15 protein-coding genes and 1 pseudogene are annotated in these 19,640 nt (G+C 73.7%); 11 read left to right on the top strand and 5 right to left on the bottom strand.

Features of this window, described 5'->3' with window-relative positions:
- Nucleotides 1-13 precede the first annotated feature (13 nt).
- Nucleotides 14-703: a YqeB family protein gene (locus tag ACLQ2X_RS12535; RefSeq protein WP_425681167.1), complete on the top strand. Its 690-nt coding sequence runs from the start codon at nt 14-16 to the stop codon at nt 701-703.
- A 118-nt stretch (nt 704-821) separates the two neighbouring features.
- On the top strand, nt 822-2,285 hold the full coding sequence (locus tag ACLQ2X_RS12540) for an amino acid permease (protein WP_425681168.1): 1,464 nt from the start codon (nt 822-824) through the stop codon (nt 2,283-2,285).
- Here the strand turns inward: ACLQ2X_RS12540 and ACLQ2X_RS12545 are convergent.
- Together ACLQ2X_RS12545 and ACLQ2X_RS12550 are read right to left on the bottom strand one after the other, a co-directional pair.
- Complete coding sequence (locus tag ACLQ2X_RS12545) at nt 2,208-3,671, bottom strand: serine hydrolase domain-containing protein (protein ID WP_425681169.1); 1,464 nt, start codon at nt 3,669-3,671, stop codon at nt 2,208-2,210. The two genes, ACLQ2X_RS12540 and ACLQ2X_RS12545, sit on opposite strands and share 78 nt — an antisense overlap.
- Before the next feature lie 32 nt (nt 3,672-3,703).
- A complete protein-coding gene (locus ACLQ2X_RS12550) occupies nt 3,704-4,216 on the bottom strand; it encodes an ArsR/SmtB family transcription factor (RefSeq protein WP_425681170.1) in 513 nt (170 codons plus the stop codon).
- Nucleotides 4,217-4,403: 187 nt separating this feature from the next.
- Between ACLQ2X_RS12550 and ACLQ2X_RS12555 the strand changes: the two genes are divergently transcribed.
- The 5 genes and pseudogenes from ACLQ2X_RS12555 (at nt 4,404) to ACLQ2X_RS12575 (ending at nt 9,699) form a co-directional block, all read left to right on the top strand.
- Nucleotides 4,404-5,234: a CDP-alcohol phosphatidyltransferase family protein gene (locus ACLQ2X_RS12555; protein WP_425681171.1), complete on the top strand. Its 831-nt coding sequence runs from the start codon at nt 4,404-4,406 to the stop codon at nt 5,232-5,234.
- Nucleotides 5,231-6,976 (top strand): sulfatase, encoded by a 1,746-nt coding sequence (locus ACLQ2X_RS12560; RefSeq protein ID WP_425681172.1) that lies wholly within the window; start codon nt 5,231-5,233, stop codon nt 6,974-6,976. Before ACLQ2X_RS12555 ends, ACLQ2X_RS12560 begins: the two co-directional genes overlap by 4 nt.
- A 40-nt stretch (nt 6,977-7,016) precedes the next feature.
- Entirely contained in the window at nt 7,017-7,556 is a 540-nt protein-coding gene (locus tag ACLQ2X_RS12565) for a DUF1697 domain-containing protein (protein ID WP_425681173.1), read from the top strand.
- Between the two features lie 43 nt (nt 7,557-7,599).
- On the top strand, nt 7,600-8,799 hold the full coding sequence (locus ACLQ2X_RS12570) for an endonuclease (RefSeq protein ID WP_425681174.1): 1,200 nt from the start codon (nt 7,600-7,602) through the stop codon (nt 8,797-8,799).
- 49 nt (nt 8,800-8,848) lie between these two features.
- Nucleotides 8,849-9,699, top strand: a pseudogene (locus ACLQ2X_RS12575) (aldo/keto reductase).
- Between the two features lie 60 nt (nt 9,700-9,759).
- Here the strand turns inward: ACLQ2X_RS12575 and ACLQ2X_RS12580 are convergent.
- The gene (locus tag ACLQ2X_RS12580; RefSeq protein ID WP_425681175.1) at nt 9,760-10,191 is read right to left on the bottom strand and encodes a nuclear transport factor 2 family protein; all 432 of its coding nucleotides are present in this window, start codon (nt 10,189-10,191) and stop codon (nt 9,760-9,762) included.
- 173 nt (nt 10,192-10,364) lie between these two features.
- Between ACLQ2X_RS12580 and ACLQ2X_RS12585 the strand changes: the two genes are divergently transcribed.
- Both ACLQ2X_RS12585 and ACLQ2X_RS12590 read left to right on the top strand, forming a co-directional pair.
- On the top strand, nt 10,365-11,336 hold the full coding sequence (locus tag ACLQ2X_RS12585; RefSeq protein ID WP_425681176.1) for a winged helix-turn-helix domain-containing protein: 972 nt from the start codon (nt 10,365-10,367) through the stop codon (nt 11,334-11,336).
- A gap of 58 nt (nt 11,337-11,394) precedes the next feature.
- Nucleotides 11,395-12,378 carry an aldo/keto reductase gene (locus ACLQ2X_RS12590; RefSeq protein WP_425681177.1) on the top strand — a complete coding sequence of 328 codons (984 nt, stop codon included), beginning with the start codon at nt 11,395-11,397 and terminating at the stop codon, nt 12,376-12,378.
- A 51-nt stretch (nt 12,379-12,429) separates the two neighbouring features.
- Here the strand turns inward: ACLQ2X_RS12590 and ACLQ2X_RS12595 are convergent, their stop codons facing one another.
- Nucleotides 12,430-13,977: a hypothetical protein gene (locus ACLQ2X_RS12595; RefSeq protein ID WP_425681178.1), complete on the bottom strand. Its 1,548-nt coding sequence runs from the start codon at nt 13,975-13,977 to the stop codon at nt 12,430-12,432.
- A gap of 345 nt (nt 13,978-14,322) precedes the next feature.
- Here ACLQ2X_RS12595 and ACLQ2X_RS12600 point away from each other — a divergent pair, with 345 nt between their 5' ends.
- Together ACLQ2X_RS12600 and ACLQ2X_RS12605 are read left to right on the top strand one after the other, a co-directional pair.
- Entirely contained in the window at nt 14,323-15,336 is a 1,014-nt protein-coding gene (locus tag ACLQ2X_RS12600; RefSeq protein WP_425681179.1) for an ATP-binding cassette domain-containing protein, read from the top strand.
- Nucleotides 15,333-16,187 (top strand): ABC transporter permease, encoded by an 855-nt coding sequence (locus ACLQ2X_RS12605; protein ID WP_425681180.1) that lies wholly within the window; start codon nt 15,333-15,335, stop codon nt 16,185-16,187. The genes ACLQ2X_RS12600 and ACLQ2X_RS12605 overlap by 4 nt, the downstream gene beginning before the upstream one ends.
- Nucleotides 16,188-16,205: 18 nt before the next feature.
- Here the strand turns inward: ACLQ2X_RS12605 and ACLQ2X_RS12610 are convergent, their stop codons facing one another.
- On the bottom strand, nt 16,206-19,562 hold the full coding sequence (locus ACLQ2X_RS12610) for an ATP-binding protein (protein WP_425681181.1): 3,357 nt from the start codon (nt 19,560-19,562) through the stop codon (nt 16,206-16,208).
- Nucleotides 19,563-19,640: the final 78 nt, after the last annotated feature.

The following is a 19,640-nucleotide window of genomic DNA, read 5'->3' on the forward strand; positions in this document are numbered from 1 at the left end:
AGTGGTGGAACCTGTGCCGGACGAAATCGTGGTCGACGGCGGACGCGGCGAACTGGTGCTCATGTGGGCGGGGTTCCCGCTGGTCGGGGGCGGGCTGGGGGCCGCGGTGACGGCCCTGTCCAGCTGGATCGCCGGGCTGCCGTGGTTCCCGTTCCAGGGTGTGTTCGAGCTGCTCGACCGGTGGCCTGACGAACTGTCGTACGCGATCGGCGCGGGGGCGGGCGTGCTCGGCGGCCTGCTGCTGGCGGTGGTCGCCGTGCGGGACCGACTGACCGTCACGGTCGGGCACCGGTCGGTACGCCTGCACCGCGACGGGCACGGTCGGGACGTGGCCCGCACCGACGTGGCCGGGGTGTTCGTCGACGGCAAGGCGCTGGTGCTGCTGAACACCGCCGGTGGTGAACTGGCCCGGGAGACGTCCGATCTGGACGGTGAGCGGCTGGGTGCGGCGTTCACCCGGCAGGGCTGGCCGTGGCTCGCGCAGGACCCGCACCGGGACACGTACCGGCGGTGGGTCGAAGGGCTGCCCGACCTGCCACCGGGCGCGGACGCCCTGCTGCGCGCCCGCCAGCGGGCGCTGGACGGCGGGCACGACGGCGAGGTCCGGGAGCTGCACGGGGAGCTGGTCCGGCTCGGCGTCGTGGTGCGCGACGAGGGAAAGCGGCAGTACTGGCGGCTGGTGGCCGGACCGCCGTCGCGGTGACCGCTGCTCCGGCGGGCTGCGATCTTGCCGACGTTGATTTACGTTTGTCGATGGTGGGCCGCGGCTCGTCGGATGCGGTGGCCCCCGGGCAGACGTCAGCGCGGCGAGAGGGGCCAGCATGTCGCAGAGCATCTTCCGGCGTAAGCCGGTCGAGGAGATCGCCGACGAGACCGACGAAGGTCTCTCCCGCGAGCTGGGGCTGTGGCAACTCACCGCGATCGGCGTCGGCGGCATCATCGGCGCGGGGATCTTCGCCCTGGCCGGGGCGGTGGCCAACGAGACCGCCGGCCCGGCCGTGCTGGTGTCGTTCCTGATCGCCGGCCTGGCCAGCGCCGCCGCCGCGCTGTCCTACGCGGAGTTCGCCGGCATGATCCCCAGGGCCGGCTCCGCCTACACCTACGGGTACGTGGTGCTGGGTGAGGCGGTCGGCTGGTTCATCGGCTGGGACCTGCTGCTGGAGTACACCGCGATCGTCGCGGTGGTGGCGATCGGCATCTCCGGCTACTTCGGCTTCCTGGTCAACGAGCTGGGCGCGGACCTGCCGGCCTGGATGCTCGGCGCGCCGGGCACCGGCGACGGGCACCGGGTCGACCTGTTCGCGGTGCTGCTCTGCCTGCTCATCGCGTTCCTGCTGACCCGGGGCATCAGGGCCGCCGCGCGGTTCGAGACGTTCGTGGTGGGGCTCAAGGTCGCCGTCGTGCTGCTGGTGATCGTGGTCGGCTTCTTCCACGTGAAGACCGCCAACTACTCGCCGTTCTTCCCGTTCGGGGTCGGTGGCGCGATCACCGGCGCCGCCACCGTCTTCTTCGCCGTGTTCGGGTACGACGCGATGAGCACCGCCGCCGAGGAGTCGCGCGACGCCCGCCGGCACATGCCGAAGGCGATCATCTGGTCGCTCGCCATCTCGATGGTGCTGTACGTGCTGGCCACGCTCGTGCTCACCGGCATGCAGAACTACCGGGACATCGACCCGGAGAGCGGCTTCTCCTCCGCGTTCGCCTCGGTCGGGCTGTCCGGCCTGGCCAGCGTCATCGCGGTCGGGGCGATCATCGGCATCCTCACCGTGATGTTCACGTTCATGCTCGGCGTGACCCGGGTGTGGTATTCGATGAGCCGGGACGGGCTGCTGCCGCGCTGGTTCGCCAAGGTGGATCCGGTGCGCCGGGTGCCGACCCGGGTCACCTGGATCGTCGGCGTCGGCTCGGCGCTGATCGCCGGTTTCCTGCCGATCCGGCAGGCCGCCGAACTGACCAACATCGGCATCCTGCTGGCCTTCGTGGTGGTCTGCGTGGCGGTGATCGTGCTGCGCTACCGCCGGCCGGACGCGCCGCGCACGTTCCGGCTGCCCGGCATGCCCGTGGTGCCGGCGCTCGGCGTGGTCTTCTCGATCTGGCTGATCACGTTCCTCGACCCGGTGACGTGGCTGCGCTTCGGCGTCTGGTTCCTGCTCGGCGCGCTCGTCTACGCGCTGTACGGCTACCGCCGCTCGGCGCTGGCCCGGCGCTCAGACGACGATCACCACCACGGCCAGCCCGGCGAAGGCGACGGACAGCGCCGCGCCCGTCCAGCGCCGCCACGGTGACGCCCCGGCCACGAGCGGCAACCCACGCCACCGCTTGACGGCGGGCACCACGGCGGCTCCGGCCAGCGCGGCGCCGAGGGGCCAGAGCCAGCCCGGCACCACCGACCAGTCGCCGAGCCGGTGGCCGAGGCCCAGGGACACCACCGCCCAGATCGCGTCGGAGAGCACGGTCACCCGGTCCCTGCCACGCCGCGCGGTGCTCCACAGGGACATGCCGCCGAGGAACGTGAGCGTCAGCGCGAGCGCGGCGCCGATCCAGCCGTCCAGGCCGATCGACTCGCTGGCCGCGTCACCCCGCACGCCGAGCAGCCGCAGGCCGATCGGGTCCATGTCGCGGGTGCTGTTGGCGAGCACCACCACCCCCCTGCCGGCGCCCCGGTCGTAGCCGAGGTACGACCGGAAACCGCCGGTGCCGCCGTTGTGCCAGACGATCTCCCGGTCGCCGTGGCGGCTGGTGAACCACCCGTACCCGATCCGGCGGTCGCCCCCGGCGTCGAAGCGCGGCGTCGCGGCGTCCGCGCCGGGGGCGGTGCCGGCGAGCATCGCGGCGGTGAGCCGGGCCAGGTCCTCGGCCGTCGACCAGATACCGACGCCGGCCGGGGCGTAGCCGGCGCCCAGCCACGGGTCGGCGGAGCGACCGGCGGCGGTGACGCCCTCCGCACGCCCGGCGGGCAGGCGGCCGTCGTCGGTGACGGCCACGGTGTCGGTCATGCCCAGTGGACGCAGCACGTCCCGCCGGAGCAGTTCCGGATAGTCGACCCCGGCCCGGGTCGCCAACGCCTGACCGAGCAGCGCCGCGCCGAGGTTCGAGTAGGAGACGGTGCCGCGGTCGTCGTCCGGCTCCACGCCCCGCGCGGCGGCGACGATCCGGTCGACGTCGTTGCCGGCGTACGCGTTCCCGGCGGTGGACGCCGCCCACCACGTCCGGAGCATCGCGCCCGGGGAGTCCAGCGCCAGCCGGGGCAACCCGGACCGGTGGCTGGCCAGCTCGGCGAGGGTGACCTCGCCGGCCGGACCGCTCACCTCGGGCAGGACGGCGGCCAACCGGTCGTCGGGGCGGACCGCACCGGCAGCCACCTGCTCGGCCAGCAGCATCCCGGTGAGCGGTTTGGTGATCGAGCCGATCTCGAACGGGGCGCCCGGTTCGACGGGCGGCCCGCCGGGAGCCCGGTCGCCGAGGCCGGCGACGCGGACCCGGTCGCCGTCGACCACGGCCACCGCCAGGCCGCGCAGACCCTCCGGATCACCGACGGCGGCGCGGACGGCGGCGGCCAGGTCCGCGTCGCCGGTCTGTTGCCGGCCCAGTTGCGGCGGCCCGGGCATCAGGCACGCCGCCACGGCTGCCGCGGCGAGGCCGGCGGCGGTGAGGACGATCGGGGTACGCATGCTCCTGCCTTCGGTCGGGGTGGGTGGCGCGGTCAGCGGCGGGCGGCGGTGAGGACGGCGAGCAACGGCACCACCCGCTCGGGCGGGATGTGGTAGCGGCCGCGGGCACCGCTGCGCAGCCAGCCCGCGGCGGCGAGTTGCCGCAGGTGGTGGTGGAGCTGGCCGGTGGTGCCGAGACCGTCGAGGTTGGCCAGTTCGGCGGTGCCGTGCCGACCGCCGAGGATCTCCCGCAGTAACCGCAGCCGCACCGGATGGGCCAGCGCGCTGAGCGTGCCGGCAAGCGCCGACCAGTCGTCATCGAGCAGGTCGTCGACCGTGGCGCCGTACTGCCAGTCGTAGTTCCGCTCGCCGGTGCGGACGGTGCCGGTGTAGAGCACCGCGCCGGTGCCGTCGGCGGGTATCCGCTGCTTCAGGCCGCCGAGCGCCCAGAACACGTCGCCCGGCGCGGTCTCGGCGGGCTGCGGGGCGGGCGGTGCCGCCCGCTCGCCGGCCAGCCGGGCGACCTGCGCCTCCAGAGCCGCCAGCCGTTCCTCCACGTTCGCCACGACCACCAAAGTACGCAAGTACGTATCTACGCGCAAGCGAACATGCGCCAGTGGTCACCCGGTCCGTCCCGCCGCCGGCGACGACGAGTCGCGGAAAACACACATCCACGGTCCGGCTTCAGAACGAACTGTTCGGGCATGTTCCTCGTATCCAGGTGTGATTCGTGACGGCTACCTCGGAGGCACGGTGTCCGCAGTTCGAACTGATCCCTTCGCGGGGGCGTTCCTCCAGCTCGGCGTGCTCGTCGGCCTGGGCGCGACGGTCGGCCTGAGCCCGTACGGCTGGCTGGCCGGTCTGCTCTTCGGGGCGGTGATGGTCGCGGCGCTGCGGCACGGGCTGCACCGCTCGGACGCGGACCGGCTCGGACCGGCCGACTGGGTGACCCTGACCCGGGCGACGCTGGCCGGCGGTGTGGCCGCGTTGACCGTCGACTCGTTCCGCGGGCCGGTCGTGGTGCCCGTCCTGGCGGCGCTGGCCGCCGTGGCGCTCTCCCTCGACTGGGTGGACGGTCAGGTGGCCCGGCGCACCGGCACGACGAGCGCGCTCGGCGCCCGGTTCGACATGGAGGTCGACTCCTTCCTCGTCCTGGTCCTCTGCGGATACGTCGCCGACCAGGTGGGCGCGTGGGTGCTGGTGATCGGGGTGATGCGGTACGCCTTCCTCGCCGCCGCCCGGGTGCTGCCCTGGATGCGTGGATCGCTGCCGCCGCGTTACTGGCGCAAGGCGGTGGCCGCCACGCAGGGCATCGCGCTTGTGGTGGTGGCAGCCGGCGTGCTGCCCACGCCGCTGGCCGTCGCGGTGCTGGTCGGCGCGCTCGCACTGCTCGTCGAGTCGTTCGGCCGCGACGTCGGCTGGTTGTGGCGCCACCGCGTACGGCGGCCGCTGGCCCTGCCCGCCGCGCCGGTCTCCCCCGCGCCGGTCTCCCCCGGGGCGGCGGATCGCCCGGCCGACTGGTCGCTGGCGGCCCACGGGCTCGACACCCGGCAGCCCGCCGAGGTCGCCGGACGACGCCGGTGACCGACCCGCACCGCCCGGCGGGCGCCGACGAACCCGGCGACGGCGCTGCCACGCAGACCCCGGGCCCTGCCGACACCAGCACGCCCGCCGACGCGACAGGCGGGAACGTCACCCCGGCCGGCGGGCCGGGTGGCCGACGACCGCGCCGGGTGGCCGCCACAACGGTCACCGCGCTGGCCGCCGCGCTCGTGCTGACGGCCCTCGTCGCGCCGACCGACGTGGACCGGCTCACCCCCGGCGCGTTCCTGCGCATCCCGGTGGAAGGGCTGATCGCGATGGCCCTCCTGCTGTCCCTGCCGGTGACTCCCCGCCGGGTGGCCGCCACCCTGCTCGGCGCGCTGCTCGGCCTGGTCCTCGTCCTGACCATCACCGACCTCGGTTTCTCGCTGGTGCTGGACCGCCGCTTCGACCTGGTGGCCGACTGGACGTTCCTCGGCGCGGGTGCGGAATTCCTGTCCGAGTCCTACGGTCGGGCCGCCGAACTGGGTGCGGTGGCACTTGTCGTCGTCGCGGTCCTCGCCGTACCCGTGCTGGTGACGCTGTCGGTGCGGCGGCTGGCCCGGGTCGCGGCCGACCACCGGCGGGCGACCGCGCGGGGCACCGGGGCGCTCGCCGCCGCCTGGATCGCCTGCGCCGTGCTGGGCGTACAGGTCGTGCCCGGGGTGCCGGTCGCCGCGAACACGGTCGCGACCGGCGTCTACGACCGGGCCCGACAGGTGCGTGCCGGCCTGAACGACAAGGATGTCCTCGACACCCAACTCGCCGTCGACAGGTACCGGGAGGTCCCCGGCGACCGGCTGCTGACCGCGCTGCGCGGTAAGGACGTGCTGTTCACGTTCGTGGAGAGCTACGGGCGGGTCGCGGTGGAGCATCCGGAACTGGCGCCGCGGGTCGACGCCGTCCTCGACGAGGGGACCCGGCGGCTGGGTGCTGCCGGCTACGGCAGCCGCAGCGCGTTCCTCACCTCGTCCACCACTGGCGGGGGCAGCTGGCTGGCCCACGCCACGCTGATGAGCGGCATCCGCGCCGACAACCAGTTGCGCTACACCAACCTGGTACGCAGCGACCACCTCACCCTCAACGGCGCGTTCAAGCGCGCCGGCTGGCGGACCTCGCTCGTCATGCCGGCGCTCACCCGGGCCTGGCCGGAGGCCGACTTCTTCGCCCCCGACACCGTGTACGGCGCGAAGGAACTCGCCTACCGGGGGCCGCTGTTCAGCTTCTCCTCCCCGCCGGACCAGTACACGCTGTCGGCGTTCCAGCGCCGCGAACGCGGACCCGGGCACCCGCCGGTGATGGCGGAGATCCCGCTGCTGTCCAGCCACCTGCCGTGGACGCCGGTGCCGGACCTGGTCGACTGGGACGACGTCGGCGACGGCTCGGTGTTCGCGGGCACGCCGCGCGACGGCGGCGACGGCGGCACCCGGGAGGCGTACCGGCGCTCCGTTGTGTACACCCTGAGCACGCTCATCTCCTACGTGGAGCGCTACGGCGACGAGAACCTCGTGCTGGTCTTCCTCGGCGACCATCAGCCGACCCGGGCGATCACCGGCGACGGGGCCGGTCGGGACGTGCCGATCACGATCGTCGCCAAGGACCCGGCCGTGCTCGACCGCATCAGCGGCTGGGGCTGGCAGGATGGTCTGAACCCGGACCCGCAGGCCCCGGTCTGGCCGATGGAGTCGTTCCGCGACCGGTTCCTGCGCGCGTTCGGACCGCAGCCCGGGAGGCCCACCGGCTGACCCCGGGCCGGCGGCCCGGCGACGCCCCCGAGGAGGACCGATGACCCGGTACGCCGCCCTGCTACGGGCCGTCAACGTCGGCAGCAACAAGCTCGCCATGGCGGACCTGCGCCGCGTCGTCACCGGCCTCGGCCACGACGACGTCAAGACCTACCTGCAGAGCGGAAACGTGGTCTTCACCAGCGCGCCCACCCGTGGCGAGGTGCTGGCCGAAGGCATCACGAACCGACTCGCCGACGAGGTGGGACTGCGCGTGCCGGTGCTGGTCCGCGACGGCGACGAACTGGCCGCGGTGGCCGCCACCAACCCGTACGCCGGTCGGCAGGACGACCCGACGCGGGTGCTCGTGGTGTTCCTGTCGGCCGCGCCGGAGCCGGCGCGGGTCCGCGAGCTGACCGCGCCGCCCGGTGAGGAGATGGAGTACGAGGTCATCGGCCGGGAGGCACACCTGCACTTCCCGGCCGGCGGCTACGGGCGCACCAGGTTCACCGCCGCGTACCTGGAGAAGACGTTGGGCGTGGTGGCGACGGCCCGCAACTGGCGCACGGTGCTCGCCCTGCGCGACCTGACCACCGGCTGAGCACCCTCCCCAAACCGGCCGGCGCCGACTAACATCGCTGACCATGGATGCGAAGAGCGTCGTCCGCTCCCGGACCGGGCGGCTGATCGCGGCGGTCGTGCTTGTCGTCACCGGCGCGGTACCCCTGGTGGTGAGCGGTGCGGCGTCGGCGGCGACCGCGCTGACCGTCGCACAGGCGCTGGCCGCCCAGGACGGCCGCACCGCCACCGTCACCGGCTACGTGATCGGCCAGCCCACCTCCGCCAGCACGGTGCTCACGTCCGGCTTCACCGCGGACACCGCATTCGCCATCGCCGACCACGCCGGCGAGACCAGCACCGGCCGGATGCTCTACGTCCAGGTCACCGCCGCCTGGCGCACCACGTTCGGGCTGCTGTCCAACCCGTCCCTGCGCGGGCGGCAGGTGACCGCGACCGGCGCGCTGACCGCGTACTTCAGCCACGGGGGCCTGAAGAACCCGACCACGTTGAGCCTCGGCGGCGGCACCACGCCCAGCGCGAGCCCCAGCCCGGCGCCGAGCGCGAGCCCCACCCCGGCGCCCGGCGGCACCGCCGCGCCGGGCACCTACTACGCGGCCGCCGCCGGCAAGACCGGGCCGGCGCTGCGCACCGCGCTGCACGGCATCATCAAGGTGCAGACGAAGCTCAGCTACGACCAGGTGTGGGACGCGCTCAGGGACACCGACCAGGACCCGGCCAACCCGGCCAACGTGATCCTGCTCTACAGCGGACGCTCGCAGAGCAAGACCAGCAACGGCGGCGGCGCCAACGACTGGAACCGGGAGCACGTCTGGGCGAAGTCGCACGGCGACTTCGGCACCGCCACCGGCCCCGGCACCGACGTGCACCACCTGCGGCCGGAGGACGTGTCGGTCAACTCGCTGCGCGGCAACAAGGACTTCGACGCGGGCGGCGGCACCGTGGCCGAGGCGCCCGGCTGCTACACCGACGCCGACTCGTTCGAGCCGCGCGACGCGGTGAAGGGCGACGTGGCCCGGATGATCCTCTACATGGCGATCCGGTACGAGGGTGACGACGGCTGGCCGGACCTGGAACCGAACGACTCGGTTGCCAACGGCGGCGCGCCCCGGCTCGGCCGGCTGCCGAAGCTGCTGGCCTGGCACGCGCAGGACCCGCCGGACGCCTTCGAACAGCGCCGCAACCAGCGCATCCACGAGCGCTGGCAGGGCAACCGCAACCCGTTCGTCGACCATCCCGAATGGGCCGGGGCGATCTGGGGTTGACCCTCCTCACCCCAGGTGAACCGGCGCGGCGAGCGGGTAGAGAGCCCTCATGACCCCGAACACCGTTCCGGACATTCCACTCAACGACGGCAACACCATCCCGCAGCTCGGCTTCGGCGTGTTCCAGATCGACCCGAAGGACACCGCCCGGGCGGTCGGCCAGGCGCTGGAGGTCGGCTACCAATCGACACCGCCCAGATGTACGGCAACGAGGCCGAGGTCGGGCAGGCGGTGCGCGCCTCCGGGTTGGACCGCGACGAGGTCTTCGTCACCAGCAAGCTGAACAACGGCTTCCACCGCCCCGACGACGCCCGTAAGGCGTTCGATCAGTCGCTGCGGGAGTTGAAGTTCGACCACCTCGACCTGTTCCTGATCCACTGGCCGCTGCCCACGCTCTACGACGGCGACTTCGTCTCCACCTGGAAGGTCCTGGAGGACCTCCAGCGCGCGGGCCGGGTGCGGTCGATCGGCGTGTCCAACTTCCAGGTGCCGCACCTGCAACGGCTGGCCGCCGAGGCGGACGTGGTGCCGGCGGTCAACCAGATCGAGGCGCACCCCTACTTCGGCAACGAGGACGTGCGCGCCTACGACCTGTCGCACGGCATCGTCACCGAGGCGTGGTCCCCGATCGCGCAGGGCAGGGTGCTCGACGACCCGACCGTGGTCGACCTCGCCGAGCAGGTCGGTCGCACCCCGGCCCAGGTGGTGCTGCGTTGGCACGTGCAGCGCGGCGACATCGTCTTCCCGAAGTCGACCACCCCGAAGCGGATCGAGGAGAACTTCGCCATCTTCGACTTCACGCTCGACGACACCGCGATGGAGCGGCTCACCGCGCTGGACAAGGGGGAACCGGGGCGGCAGGGGGCGAACCCGGACACGTTCGACTATGTGCCGAGCTGAGCGTGCGCGGAGGAGGGGGGGTGGCCGCCCCTCCTCCGCAGTTCGGCGCACCGGCCCCCGTCAGATCCGGCCCACCGAGTCCTGGTTCTGCACCACCAGCCAGCGTCCGTGTTCGTGGGTGAAACTCACCCCGATCAGCAGCGGCACGCGAACGTTCCCGCCCGGCTCGGCGTAGACCGAGTCGAAGAGCACGAAGCCGGAGCGGCAGCCGCTGACCGTGCGCTTCGCGACGGTGAAGGACTGCGTCCAGGACGGGTCCGCGAAGAAGCCGGCGAGCCAGTCGACCGTCTCCCGTTTGCCGTCGAGCACCTGCCCGTCGGAGGCGAAGACCACGGTGACGTCCGGGTGCAGCAGGGCGGCGAAACCGGTCAGGTCGCGGCGGACCATCGTGTCGACGTACGCCTGGACGGCCCGGTCGAACGTGGCCTGGCACCCGGGGGGGCGCCCCCATGGACGCGGTGCCGGCGGCCGGAGCCGCCAGGACGCCGGCACCCGTCACGGTCAGCGTCAGTGTGCGGGCGGCGGAACGGACGCTCCCCATGTCGCCTCCTCGGTCGGTGGTGTGCCCTCATTGCAGACCGGCGCCAGCACTTGGCGGTACTGATTCGAACGTCCTCGAACGGGGGCTGCCCGCCGACCGGTTTGCCGGTACGCTGCGTGATGTGATGGTCGCGCGACTGGACGGCCTCAGCCTGTCCCGGCTGCGGCTGGCCGCATCACCGGTCGCGGAGACGACGCGGTGGATGCAGATCACCGTCGCCCGCGCGGGGCACCCGATCCACGGCGATCCAGGTCCGGTCGCCCGCGCCGCGCTGCGTCACCCGGATGTGGCACTGGCGGCGCAGCTGCTCATCCCGGTCGGCAGGCCCGGCTACATGCCGGATCTGCTCACGCCGAAGCCGCCGCCGGGCTCATCGGCCGCCGTCCTGGAGGGACAGTTCGCCGCGATCGCGGCCACCCCGGCGGAGCAGGTGGCCGTTCAGGTCGAAGCGCGCTTCGACGGGCGTCCGACGCCCACGGCGGTACGGACGGCGACGGACGACGGCACACTGCCCGTACGGGTCGCGTCGGGCCTGCACCGGTTCTGGCGGGAGTGCCTGGCCGACAGGTGGCCGCACCTGCGCCGGCTGTGGGAGGCGGAGCTGTCCGAGCAGGCCAACCGGATGGCGACCGGCGGAGTGGGGTATCTGCTCGACGGCCTGCACCCGACGATCCACTGGACGGCCGGGGTCGTGTCGGTGGAGGGCCGGATGCGCAGCGAGCACACGCTGCGCGACGCCGAGGTGGTGGTGACCCCCTCCGTCCTGGGTTGGCCCCAGGTCACCGTGCAGTTCTGCGACGCCCGGGACGCCGTGCTCGCCTACCCGGTGCACGGCCTGCCACCGCCCGGCAGCGGTGGGCGCCTGGGCGACCTGATCGGCGTGAGCCGGGCCGACCTGCTCGCCGACCTGGACGTGCCGCGCTCGACCGGCGAGCTGAGCCGCCGGCACCACCTGGCACCGGCCACGGTCTCCTACCACCTGGGCGTGCTGCTCCGCTCCGGTCTGGTGCGCCGCCGGCGGGACCGGCACCGGGTGCTCTACCAGCGTTCGGTCTCCGGCGACGGGCTGGTCGACCGGCCGCTGACCGGCGCTTGACTTCGCGCGCACTCGAAGGGGCAGGGTGGCCCGAAACGCCCCGACGGGAAGGAACTCCATGCGCTATCGCACCATCGGCGCCGACCCGGCCACCCGCCGTGAGGTCAGCGTGCTCAGTCTCGGCGCGATGCTCTTCGGCACGGCCACCGACGAGGCCACCTCGTACGCCATCCTCGACCGCTACGTCGAGGCCGGCGGCACGTTCGTCGACACCTCGGACAACTACGCCTTCTGGGAGAACGGCGGCCAGGGCGGGGAGAGCGAGGAACTGCTGGGCCGTTGGCGGCGCAGCCGCGGGGTGGGCGACGAGATCGTCGTCGCCACCAAGCTCGGCGCCCGCCCGCTCGCCCCGGGCACCAGCTATGTGGACAATGCGGAAGGGCTGTCCGCCGCGGTGATCCGCGAGTCCGCCGAGCGCAGCCGGGAGCGGCTCGGCCTGGACCGGATCCCCCTGCTCTACGCCCACATCGAGGACAAGACCGTGCCGCTGCGGGAGACCGTGGAGGGCTTCGCCGAACTCGTCGCCGAGGGCACCGTCGGGCTGCTGGGCGTCAGCAACCACCGCGCCTGGCGGGTGGAGCGGGCCCGCGCCATCGCGGCCGCCGCCCGCCTACCCGGGTACGAGGTCCTCCAGTACCACCGCAGCTACCTGCCCCGACGCCTGGACGTGCCGAGCGAGCTGGACGTCGACGGTGACGTCGGCTGGGTCGGCCCGGACCTCGCCAGCTACCTGCGCGCCGAGCCGCAGCTCACGCTGGTCGCGTACTCGCCGCTGCTCAAGGGTGCGTACGCCAGGCCGGAGCGGCTCGGCGAGGAGTACGCGGTGCCGGCCACCCCGGCCCGGTTGGCGGCGCTGCGGGCAGTGGCCGCCGAGACGGGAGCGACGGTGAACCAGGTGGTGCTGGCCTGGCTGATGGGCGCGGACGTGCCGACGATCCCGCTCGTCGGCTTCTCCTCGGTGGCCCAGTTGGAGGAGAGCCTGGGCGCGGTCGACCTCGAGTTGACCACCGAGCAGCGGTTGCGGCTGGACACCGCCCGCTGACCGGGCCGCGGGCGGGTGGTCGGGGGCCACCCGCCCGCGGTCACGTGTCGCTCAGCCGATCGGGAACCGGCTCGCCCGGATGTCCAGCCGCAGGCTGCCGGTGCCCGGGAGGGTCACCTCGGTGGCGTCGGCCAGACGCGCCGCGCCGTCGTACCAGCCGGCGTACCGCACGTAGGGCGGCGTCCAGTGCCAGGCGACGGTGACCGGCTGGGGACCGAGCACGCGCAGCGCGTATTCCCCGTCGCGGTCCAACGTCCAGCCGATGACCTCACGGGTGCGCGCGTTGCTCACCGTCAGCTCCGCGACGATCGCACGGCCCTCGGGATCGACCAGCCGGCCGGTGACCAGGACGCCGCGTCGTAGGGCCGGGCTGTACGTGGTGGTGACGCCGGCCCGGACGGTGACCGGCGTGGCCTTGCCCCGCAGGGCGACCCCGCCGGACCACTGCGTGGCGTTGTCGGCGGTGGTGAACAGCAGCGGCCACTGGTACGGGCCGAGCCAGTCGATCCGGTAGTGGCCCTGCGCGTCCAGTTCCACCCCCCACTCCGGGTAGACGCCGCCGGGCTCGTGGGCGATCGACACCGTGCCGGAGGTCACCGACCCACCGGTGGCCGCGCTGGTCACCGTGCCGGTGATCACGCCGGCACGGTCGAGCCGGATGGTGGGCACGGTCGCGGTACGCCCGGCACCGAGGCTGATCACCCGGGCCTGCTTCGCCTCACCGGTACCGCCGGTCGCGCCGATCCACTGCGCACCGTACGGCGAGCCGGTGGCCGGGCGGGCGAACAGGTTCCAGGAGCCGGCCTCCACCTGCCCGAGGCGGACGTCGCCGCTCTGGTCGGAGCAGGCCCGGGGATGGACGCGCGGGAGGTTGCCGGTGCCGGCCGGCGCCACGGTCAGGCAGACGCCGGCGACGGGTGCGCCGGTGGCCGCGTCGACAACCCGTGAGACCAGGTGCGCGGCCGGGGTCAGGTCGACCACCGCGGTGCCGCTGCCGTCGGCCAGCACGGTCACCGTGGCGTCGCGGGGCAGGTAGGAGTCGTCCTGGGTGTAGACCCGCACCTTTTGGGGGCCGGGGACGAGCGGCGGCACGGTCACCTGGGTGTCGCCGCACACGTTCCGGCGGGCGTCGACGAACACGCAGATTCCGTCGATGGGTGCGCCGGTGAGCGCGTCGCGCGCCCGCAGGGTGGCCGGGCTGGGCGCGAGCTGACGCTCGGAGACCTCCGTCGTGTCCCCCGCGGACACCCGGACGCGCCCGGCCTGTGCCCAGTTCGTCCGGCCGGGCACCCACTGCCGCAGTGTCTGGTCGGACGGGACGTCCGCACCGGCCGCCGGGATGATCGCGATCTTGTAGTCGGTGGGCGGTAGCTGGACGCTGAGCTGCCCGGAGTCGTCCAGCGCCTGGGACGCCTTCTCGTAGCTGCTGTCGGCGGCCACCAGGTCGACGGTGCCCTGGGCCGGGGTGCCGTCGGGGCGGGTCACGGTCAGGTGCAGGACACCGACCGGTTCCTCGGCCGCACCGGCGGCGGGCGGTGACGCGGTGACGGCCAGCGTCGCCACGGCGACGACGGCGAACACTCGTCGGGCAACGGACACAGTGGACCCCTCTCGGGTCGGTGCGCGGAGGGCCCGGACAGCGCCACCACCGGAACGCCCCCGCGCGTCGGATGTCGGCCAGCATATGGTGAGCCGACCGTCACGTGCTGTCCCCGGCCGGTCGCCCGGTGGACCGCTCCGAGAACGGCGGGCTCCGCCAGATCCGATCTGGCAGACCGTCTGGCGCCTGCCGGGTGGAACCACAGCTCCCCCGGCCTCGTTGAGACCGACGACCCCCTCGGGGCGGCGTGCGGCCTCGTCGCCGGCGAGCTGGGCCGGAGAGGACCGACGTCGCACGAGGACGGGCGGCGCCTGCCGGACACCGAACGAGAACAAGGAGAGACGATGACCAACCGCAACACCGGCCTGGCCGTCGAAGCCGACGGCCTGGTCCGGTCGTTCGGCTCGACCCGGGCCCTCGACGGGTTGGACCTGCGGGTTCCCGCCGGCACCGTCTACGGCGTGCTCGGCCCGAACGGCGCCGGCAAAACCACCGCCGTACGGGTGCTGGCCACGCTGCTGCGCCCGGACGGCGGCTCGGCGCGGGTCTTCGGCCACGACGTGGTGAGCGACGCCGGCGCGGTCCGCGCCCGGGTGAGCCTGACCGGCCAGTACGCCTCGGTCGACGAGGACCTGACCGGGGCGGAGAACCTGATCCTGCTGGGCCGGCTGCTCGGGTTGAGCCGGCCGGCGGCCCGGGATCGGGCCGACCTGCTGCTCGCCGCGTTCGGGCTGACCGAGGCGGCGGGGCGGCAGGTGAAGAAGTACTCCGGCGGCATGCGGCGGCGCATCGACATCGCCGCGAGCATCCTGAACACCCCGGACCTGTTGTTCCTCGACGAGCCGACCACCGGCCTGGACCCGCGCAGCCGCAACCAGGTGTGGGAGATCGTCCGCGCGGTGGTGGCGTACGGCACCACGGTGCTGCTGACCACGCAGTACCTGGACGAGGCGGACCAGCTCGCCGGCCGGATCGCGGTCGTCGACCACGGCCGGGTGATCGCGGAGGGCACTCCGGGCGAGCTGAAGTCGTCGGTCGGCTCCGGCACCGTCCACGTCCGACTGCGCGACGCCGGGCAGCGGCCCGACGCCGAGCGGGTGCTGCGGACCACGCTCGGCGTGCCGGTGCAGCTCGCCGCCGACCCGGTGGCCCTGACCGCCCGGGTCGGCGAGGACGGCACCGACCTGGAGGCCGGCGAGCAGGCCGCTCGTGCCCTCGGCGAGCTGGCCCGGGCCGGCATCGTGGTGGACGACTTCTCCCTCGGCCAGCCCAGTCTGGACGAGGTGTTCCTGGCCCTGACCGACCATCCTGCCGTCGCGGACGACGAGCGGGACGACGAACTGGAGGCGGCCCGATGAGTGACACCGCGACCACTACCGGACGGCCGCCGTCGGTCTACGTGCCGTCCGCCGACGCGCTGGCCACGGTGCTCACCCCGGGTGAGCGGCCGACCCGGCCGGGGCCGCTCGCGGCGTCGCTGACGTTCGGCTGGCGAGCCCTGTTGAAGATCAAGCACGTGCCGGAACAGCTGTTCGACGTGACCGCGTTCCCGATCATCATGGTGCTGATGTTCACGTACCTGTTCGGTGGCGCGCTCGCCGACAGCCCGCGGGCGTACCTTCAGTTCTTCCTGCCCGGCATCATGGTCACCAGCGTCGTGATGATCACCATGTACACCGGGGTCGGGTTGAACAACGACATCGAAAAGGGTGTCTTCGACCGGTTCCGTACGCTGCCGGTGTGGCGACCGGCCGCGCTTGTCGGCATGATCTTCGGCGACGTGCTGCGTTACGTGCTGGCCGCGGTGGTCATCCTCGGGGTGGGGCTGGTGCTCGGCTTCCGTCCAGACGGTGGGGTGCCCGGGGTGCTCGCCGGGATCGGCCTGCTCGTGGTGTTCTCGTTCGCGTTCTCCTGGGTGTGGACGTTCTTCGGCCTGGTGCTGCGCAGCGAGAAGTCGGTGATGGGCGTCAGCATGATGGTGTTGTTCCCGCTGACGTTCCTCAGCAACGTGTTCGTCGAGCCGTCCACCATGCCTGGCTGGTTGCAGGCGTTCGTCAAGGTCAACCCGATCACCCACCTGGTCGCCTCGGTCCGGGCCGTGATGGCCGGCTCGGTGGACGCGTCGAGCACGATGTGGCTGCTGCTCTGGACCGCCGGGTTCCTGGTGGTGTTCGGCACGCTCACCATGTACCGCTACAACCGCCGCTGACCGCGTCGGGTGATCCGGTCAGAGCTGCCAGGGCACCGGCTCGGCGGGCAGATAGCGGCAGGTGCCGCCGGTGGTGACCGCCTCCCGCAGGTGCGCGGCGAGCACCGGATGCCGCTCGTCGATGCGACGCAGCGTGTCCCGGATGCGGGCGGTCACCGCCTTGCGGGCCCGCTCGGGCTGGTCGCCGAGGCGGCGGCTGCGCCCGGCCAGCCCGGCGGCGGTACGCAACTGGTCGAGCAGCGCCGCCCGTTCGGCGTCCAGCGCGGCCAGCCGCTGCCCGTCGTCGCGCGACGCGGCCCGGTCGATCTCGTCGTCGAGCCGGCGCAGGTGCTGCCGGTAGCGGGCCTTCGCCTCGTCGTCGAGCACCGGATCGGCGCCCAGGCGACGGGCCGCGACCAGTTCCGGGCCGGCGGCCGGGTCGAGCAACTCGACCGCCGGCACGTCCACCCCGGGGCGGCTCACCAGCAGCCGCAGGTCGTGCAGGCCCTTGGCGTCGGGCAGGTGCACCACCCGGCCGGCGTACGCGAGCCGCCACACCGGACCGTCCGGCCGGAACTCCGGCCGGACGGTCCGGGCAGGGTCTTCCGTGTCCGGACCGGGCGCCGGGGCGATTCCCCCGGCGTCGCCCCGGCGCCCGGCCACCACGGACGCGGACACGAGAGCCGGAACGCCGAGGTGCGCGGTCAGGCGCGGGGACACGGCGGACGTCGCCACCGGCCCGGCCACGTCCAGCCGGTCCACCACCTGAACCATGCCCAGCGTCCGTGCCTCGCCCACCGTCTCGGCACGCAGCCGCCGCGCCCCGGCCGCGGCGCCCGGCCCGGCGCGCCCGGTGAGCACGGCCACCAGCCCGGCCCGGGCCAGCACCGACCAGGGGCGGGCGCCCAGCCGGTCGGCGGCCTCCCGGGCCGCCGTGTAACCGGCGACCGCGTCGTCCCACCGGCCCTGAGCCGCGTCCACGCCGGCCAGCCACAGGTCGACCGGGCCGCCGATGTCGCAGCCGAACAGCGCGGCCATCCACCGCCCACGGTGCGGCGTCAGGGCCGCCCGCACCTCGGCGCACCGGCCCGGGTCGCCGTCCAGAGCTGCCACCTGGGCCCGCAGTCGCAACCACAACGGAGACACCGGCCGGGGGTACGTGATGCCGGCCTCGATCCCGGCGGTGAGCCGCAGCGCCGTGGCAGTGTCGCCGCGTTCGACGGCGGTGAGGGCGCGCAGCAGTTCGGCCTGCGGATGACCGCTCCCCACCCGGTCGAGCAGCGCCTGGGCCTCGGCGACGCGGCCGTACAGCAGCAGCACCGACCAGCGCATGTGGTGCGTCATGAACGCGTGCTCGGATCGCTCCGACTCGCGGTAGCCGTCCGCCTCGGCGAGGCATGCCTGCGCCGCGGCGAGGTCCCCCTGGAAGGCCGCGATGATCCCGGCGTCCATGATCGCCGCCACCCGCTGCTGGGCGACGCCGCCGCGTTCGACGCCGGTCACGAACGCGGTCAGCTCGTTCCGGTAGCCCGGGTCGCCGAGTTCCAGCAGCGCGACCCAGCGCAGCGCGGTGGCCCACAGTTCGGTCTCCCGGTCTCCGCCACGGCGAGCCACTTCCCGGATCTCGGCGGTGACCACGGCCCGCTCCTGCGCGGTGCCGAGCCCCCAGGTGGTGTCGTGGCGGGCCCACAGGCTGAAGGTGAGCGCCTCGTCGTCGCGGCCGTGCCGGGCGAGCGTCTCGGTCGCGGTGATCAGGTCGGTGACGAGCATCCGCACCGACCGCCCAGGCTCCGGCTCGGCGATCAACCGCCGGTACGCCTCCCGGACCAGGTCGGCGGCGTCGAGCCGGCGGGTGGTGGAGTGTGCCCGGTGGGCGGTGAGCGCCACCCGGGTCAGCGCGGTGGGATCGGCCAGTCCCCGGGCCAGCGTGGCCGCCTCGGCCAGCAGCCGTTCGACCTCGGCCGCCGAGCTGGTGTGGTGCAGCAGCCCGGTCAGCTCCAGCAGCACGCGGACCCGCTGGGCGGGCTCGCCGGGCAGTTCGAGCGCCCGCCGGTAGTGCCGGACCGACTCGTCCACGGCGAGCCGGCCGGCGGCGTCCCGCGCGGCGGCCAGCAGCAGGTCAGCGGCGCGTGCCGGCTCCAGTTCGGCGCCGGCCAGCCACACGTGCCGGGCCAGGTGCGCCGGGCTGAGCGCCTCGGCCAGCGCGTCGGAGCGGTCGGCGGCGCGGACGACGCCCGCATGCCGGGCCCGCCGGTCGTCCTCGGCCAGCCCGTCGTAGAGCGTCTCCCGGACCAGGTCGTGCACGAAGACGAACCGCCCGCCGCCGCGTGGCAGCACCAGCCGGGCCGCGGCGGCGCGGCCGAGCAGCCGGTCCGCGTGGGCGACCGCAACGGGTACGCAGGCGGCGAGCGTCGGCTTGTCGAACTCGCGGCCGAGCACCGCGGCAACGGTCAGTGCCTCGACCACCGGGGCGGGCAGCTGGTCGAGCCGACGGCGTACCACCTCGCGCACCCCGGGGGCAACCGTGTCGGTGAGACCGGCGGCATGCCAGAGCCGCGCGGTCTGTTCCACGAAGAACGGGTTCCCGCCGGTGCGCCTGTGCACCTCGGTGACCAGGCTCGCGTCCGGCTCCCGACCGGCGGTGCGGGCCATCAGCGCGGCCACCTCGTCGCGGCCCAGCCCGGTGAGCGTGACGGTGGTGGCCTTGGCGGTCAGCGGCAGCAGCAGCGGACGCAGCGGGTGCTCGCCGGGTTCGACCTCGGCGTCCCGGTAGGTGCCGATCAGCAACAGCGGCTCGAAGCAGGTGTGCTGGGTGACGAACCGGAGCAGCCGCAGCGACGCCGGGTCGGCCCAGTGCAGGTCGTCGAGGACCAGCACGACCGGCCGGTGCTGGGCGGCGGCGGCGAGCGCGGCGGTCACCGCGTCGTGCCTGTCGAACTCGGCCCGGGCGGCGTCACCGGCCGGAGCGGCATCACCGTCGCCTCCGGCATCACCGTCGCTTCCGGCCGAACCGGCCGCGGGCTCGCCGAGCAGTGCCGCCAGCCCGGCGCCGGCGGCCTCGGCGGCGGCCGGGTCGCCGGCGGACCGGGTCAGGCGGCGCAGCACCTGGACCCAGGGCCAGTAGTCGGGGGCGGTGTCGGAGTCCCAGCAGGCGGCGCCGACCACCCGTGCCCCGCGCCGCCGGGCCTCGTCGGCGACGGCCGAGACCAGTGTGGTCTTGCCGATACCCGGCTCGCCGGTGACCAGGGCGAGGCCGCCATGACCTGTGGCCAGCCGGGCCACCTCGGCACGCAGCAGCGCAGCGGGATGCTCCCGCCCGATGATCTCCTGGCCGATGCTTGCCTGGCCGATGCTTGCTTGGCCGATGACTTCTTGGCCGATGACTTCTTGGCCCATGACTTCTTGGCCCATGACTTCTTGGCCCATGACTTCTTGGCCCACCCCCGGTTCCATGACCTCCCGACGCTAGTCCAG

This window comes from Micromonospora sp. DT31 (assembly GCF_049841795.1).
Lineage (GTDB): Bacteria > Actinomycetota > Actinomycetes > Mycobacteriales > Micromonosporaceae > Micromonospora.

What these genes read in the sequence shown, in the direction of transcription:
- ACLQ2X_RS12585 (WP_425681176.1), top strand. Translation starts at nt 10,365, where the DNA reads ATGGTCGCGCGACTGGACGGCCTCAGCCTGTCCCGGCTGCGGCTGGCC.
- ACLQ2X_RS12545 (WP_425681169.1), bottom strand. Translation starts at nt 3,671, where the DNA reads ATGCGTACCCCGATCGTCCTCACCGCCGCCGGCCTCGCCGCGGCAGCC.
- ACLQ2X_RS12570 (WP_425681174.1), top strand. Translation starts at nt 7,600, where the DNA reads ATGGATGCGAAGAGCGTCGTCCGCTCCCGGACCGGGCGGCTGATCGCG.
- ACLQ2X_RS12605 (WP_425681180.1), top strand. Translation starts at nt 15,333, where the DNA reads ATGAGTGACACCGCGACCACTACCGGACGGCCGCCGTCGGTCTACGTG.
- ACLQ2X_RS12565 (WP_425681173.1), top strand. Translation starts at nt 7,017, where the DNA reads ATGACCCGGTACGCCGCCCTGCTACGGGCCGTCAACGTCGGCAGCAAC.
- ACLQ2X_RS12590 (WP_425681177.1), top strand. Translation starts at nt 11,395, where the DNA reads ATGCGCTATCGCACCATCGGCGCCGACCCGGCCACCCGCCGTGAGGTC.
- ACLQ2X_RS12600 (WP_425681179.1), top strand. Translation starts at nt 14,323, where the DNA reads ATGACCAACCGCAACACCGGCCTGGCCGTCGAAGCCGACGGCCTGGTC.
- ACLQ2X_RS12610 (WP_425681181.1), bottom strand. Translation starts at nt 19,562, where the DNA reads ATGGGCCAAGAAGTCATCGGCCAAGAAGTCATCGGCCAAGCAAGCATC.
- ACLQ2X_RS12540 (WP_425681168.1), top strand. Translation starts at nt 822, where the DNA reads ATGTCGCAGAGCATCTTCCGGCGTAAGCCGGTCGAGGAGATCGCCGAC.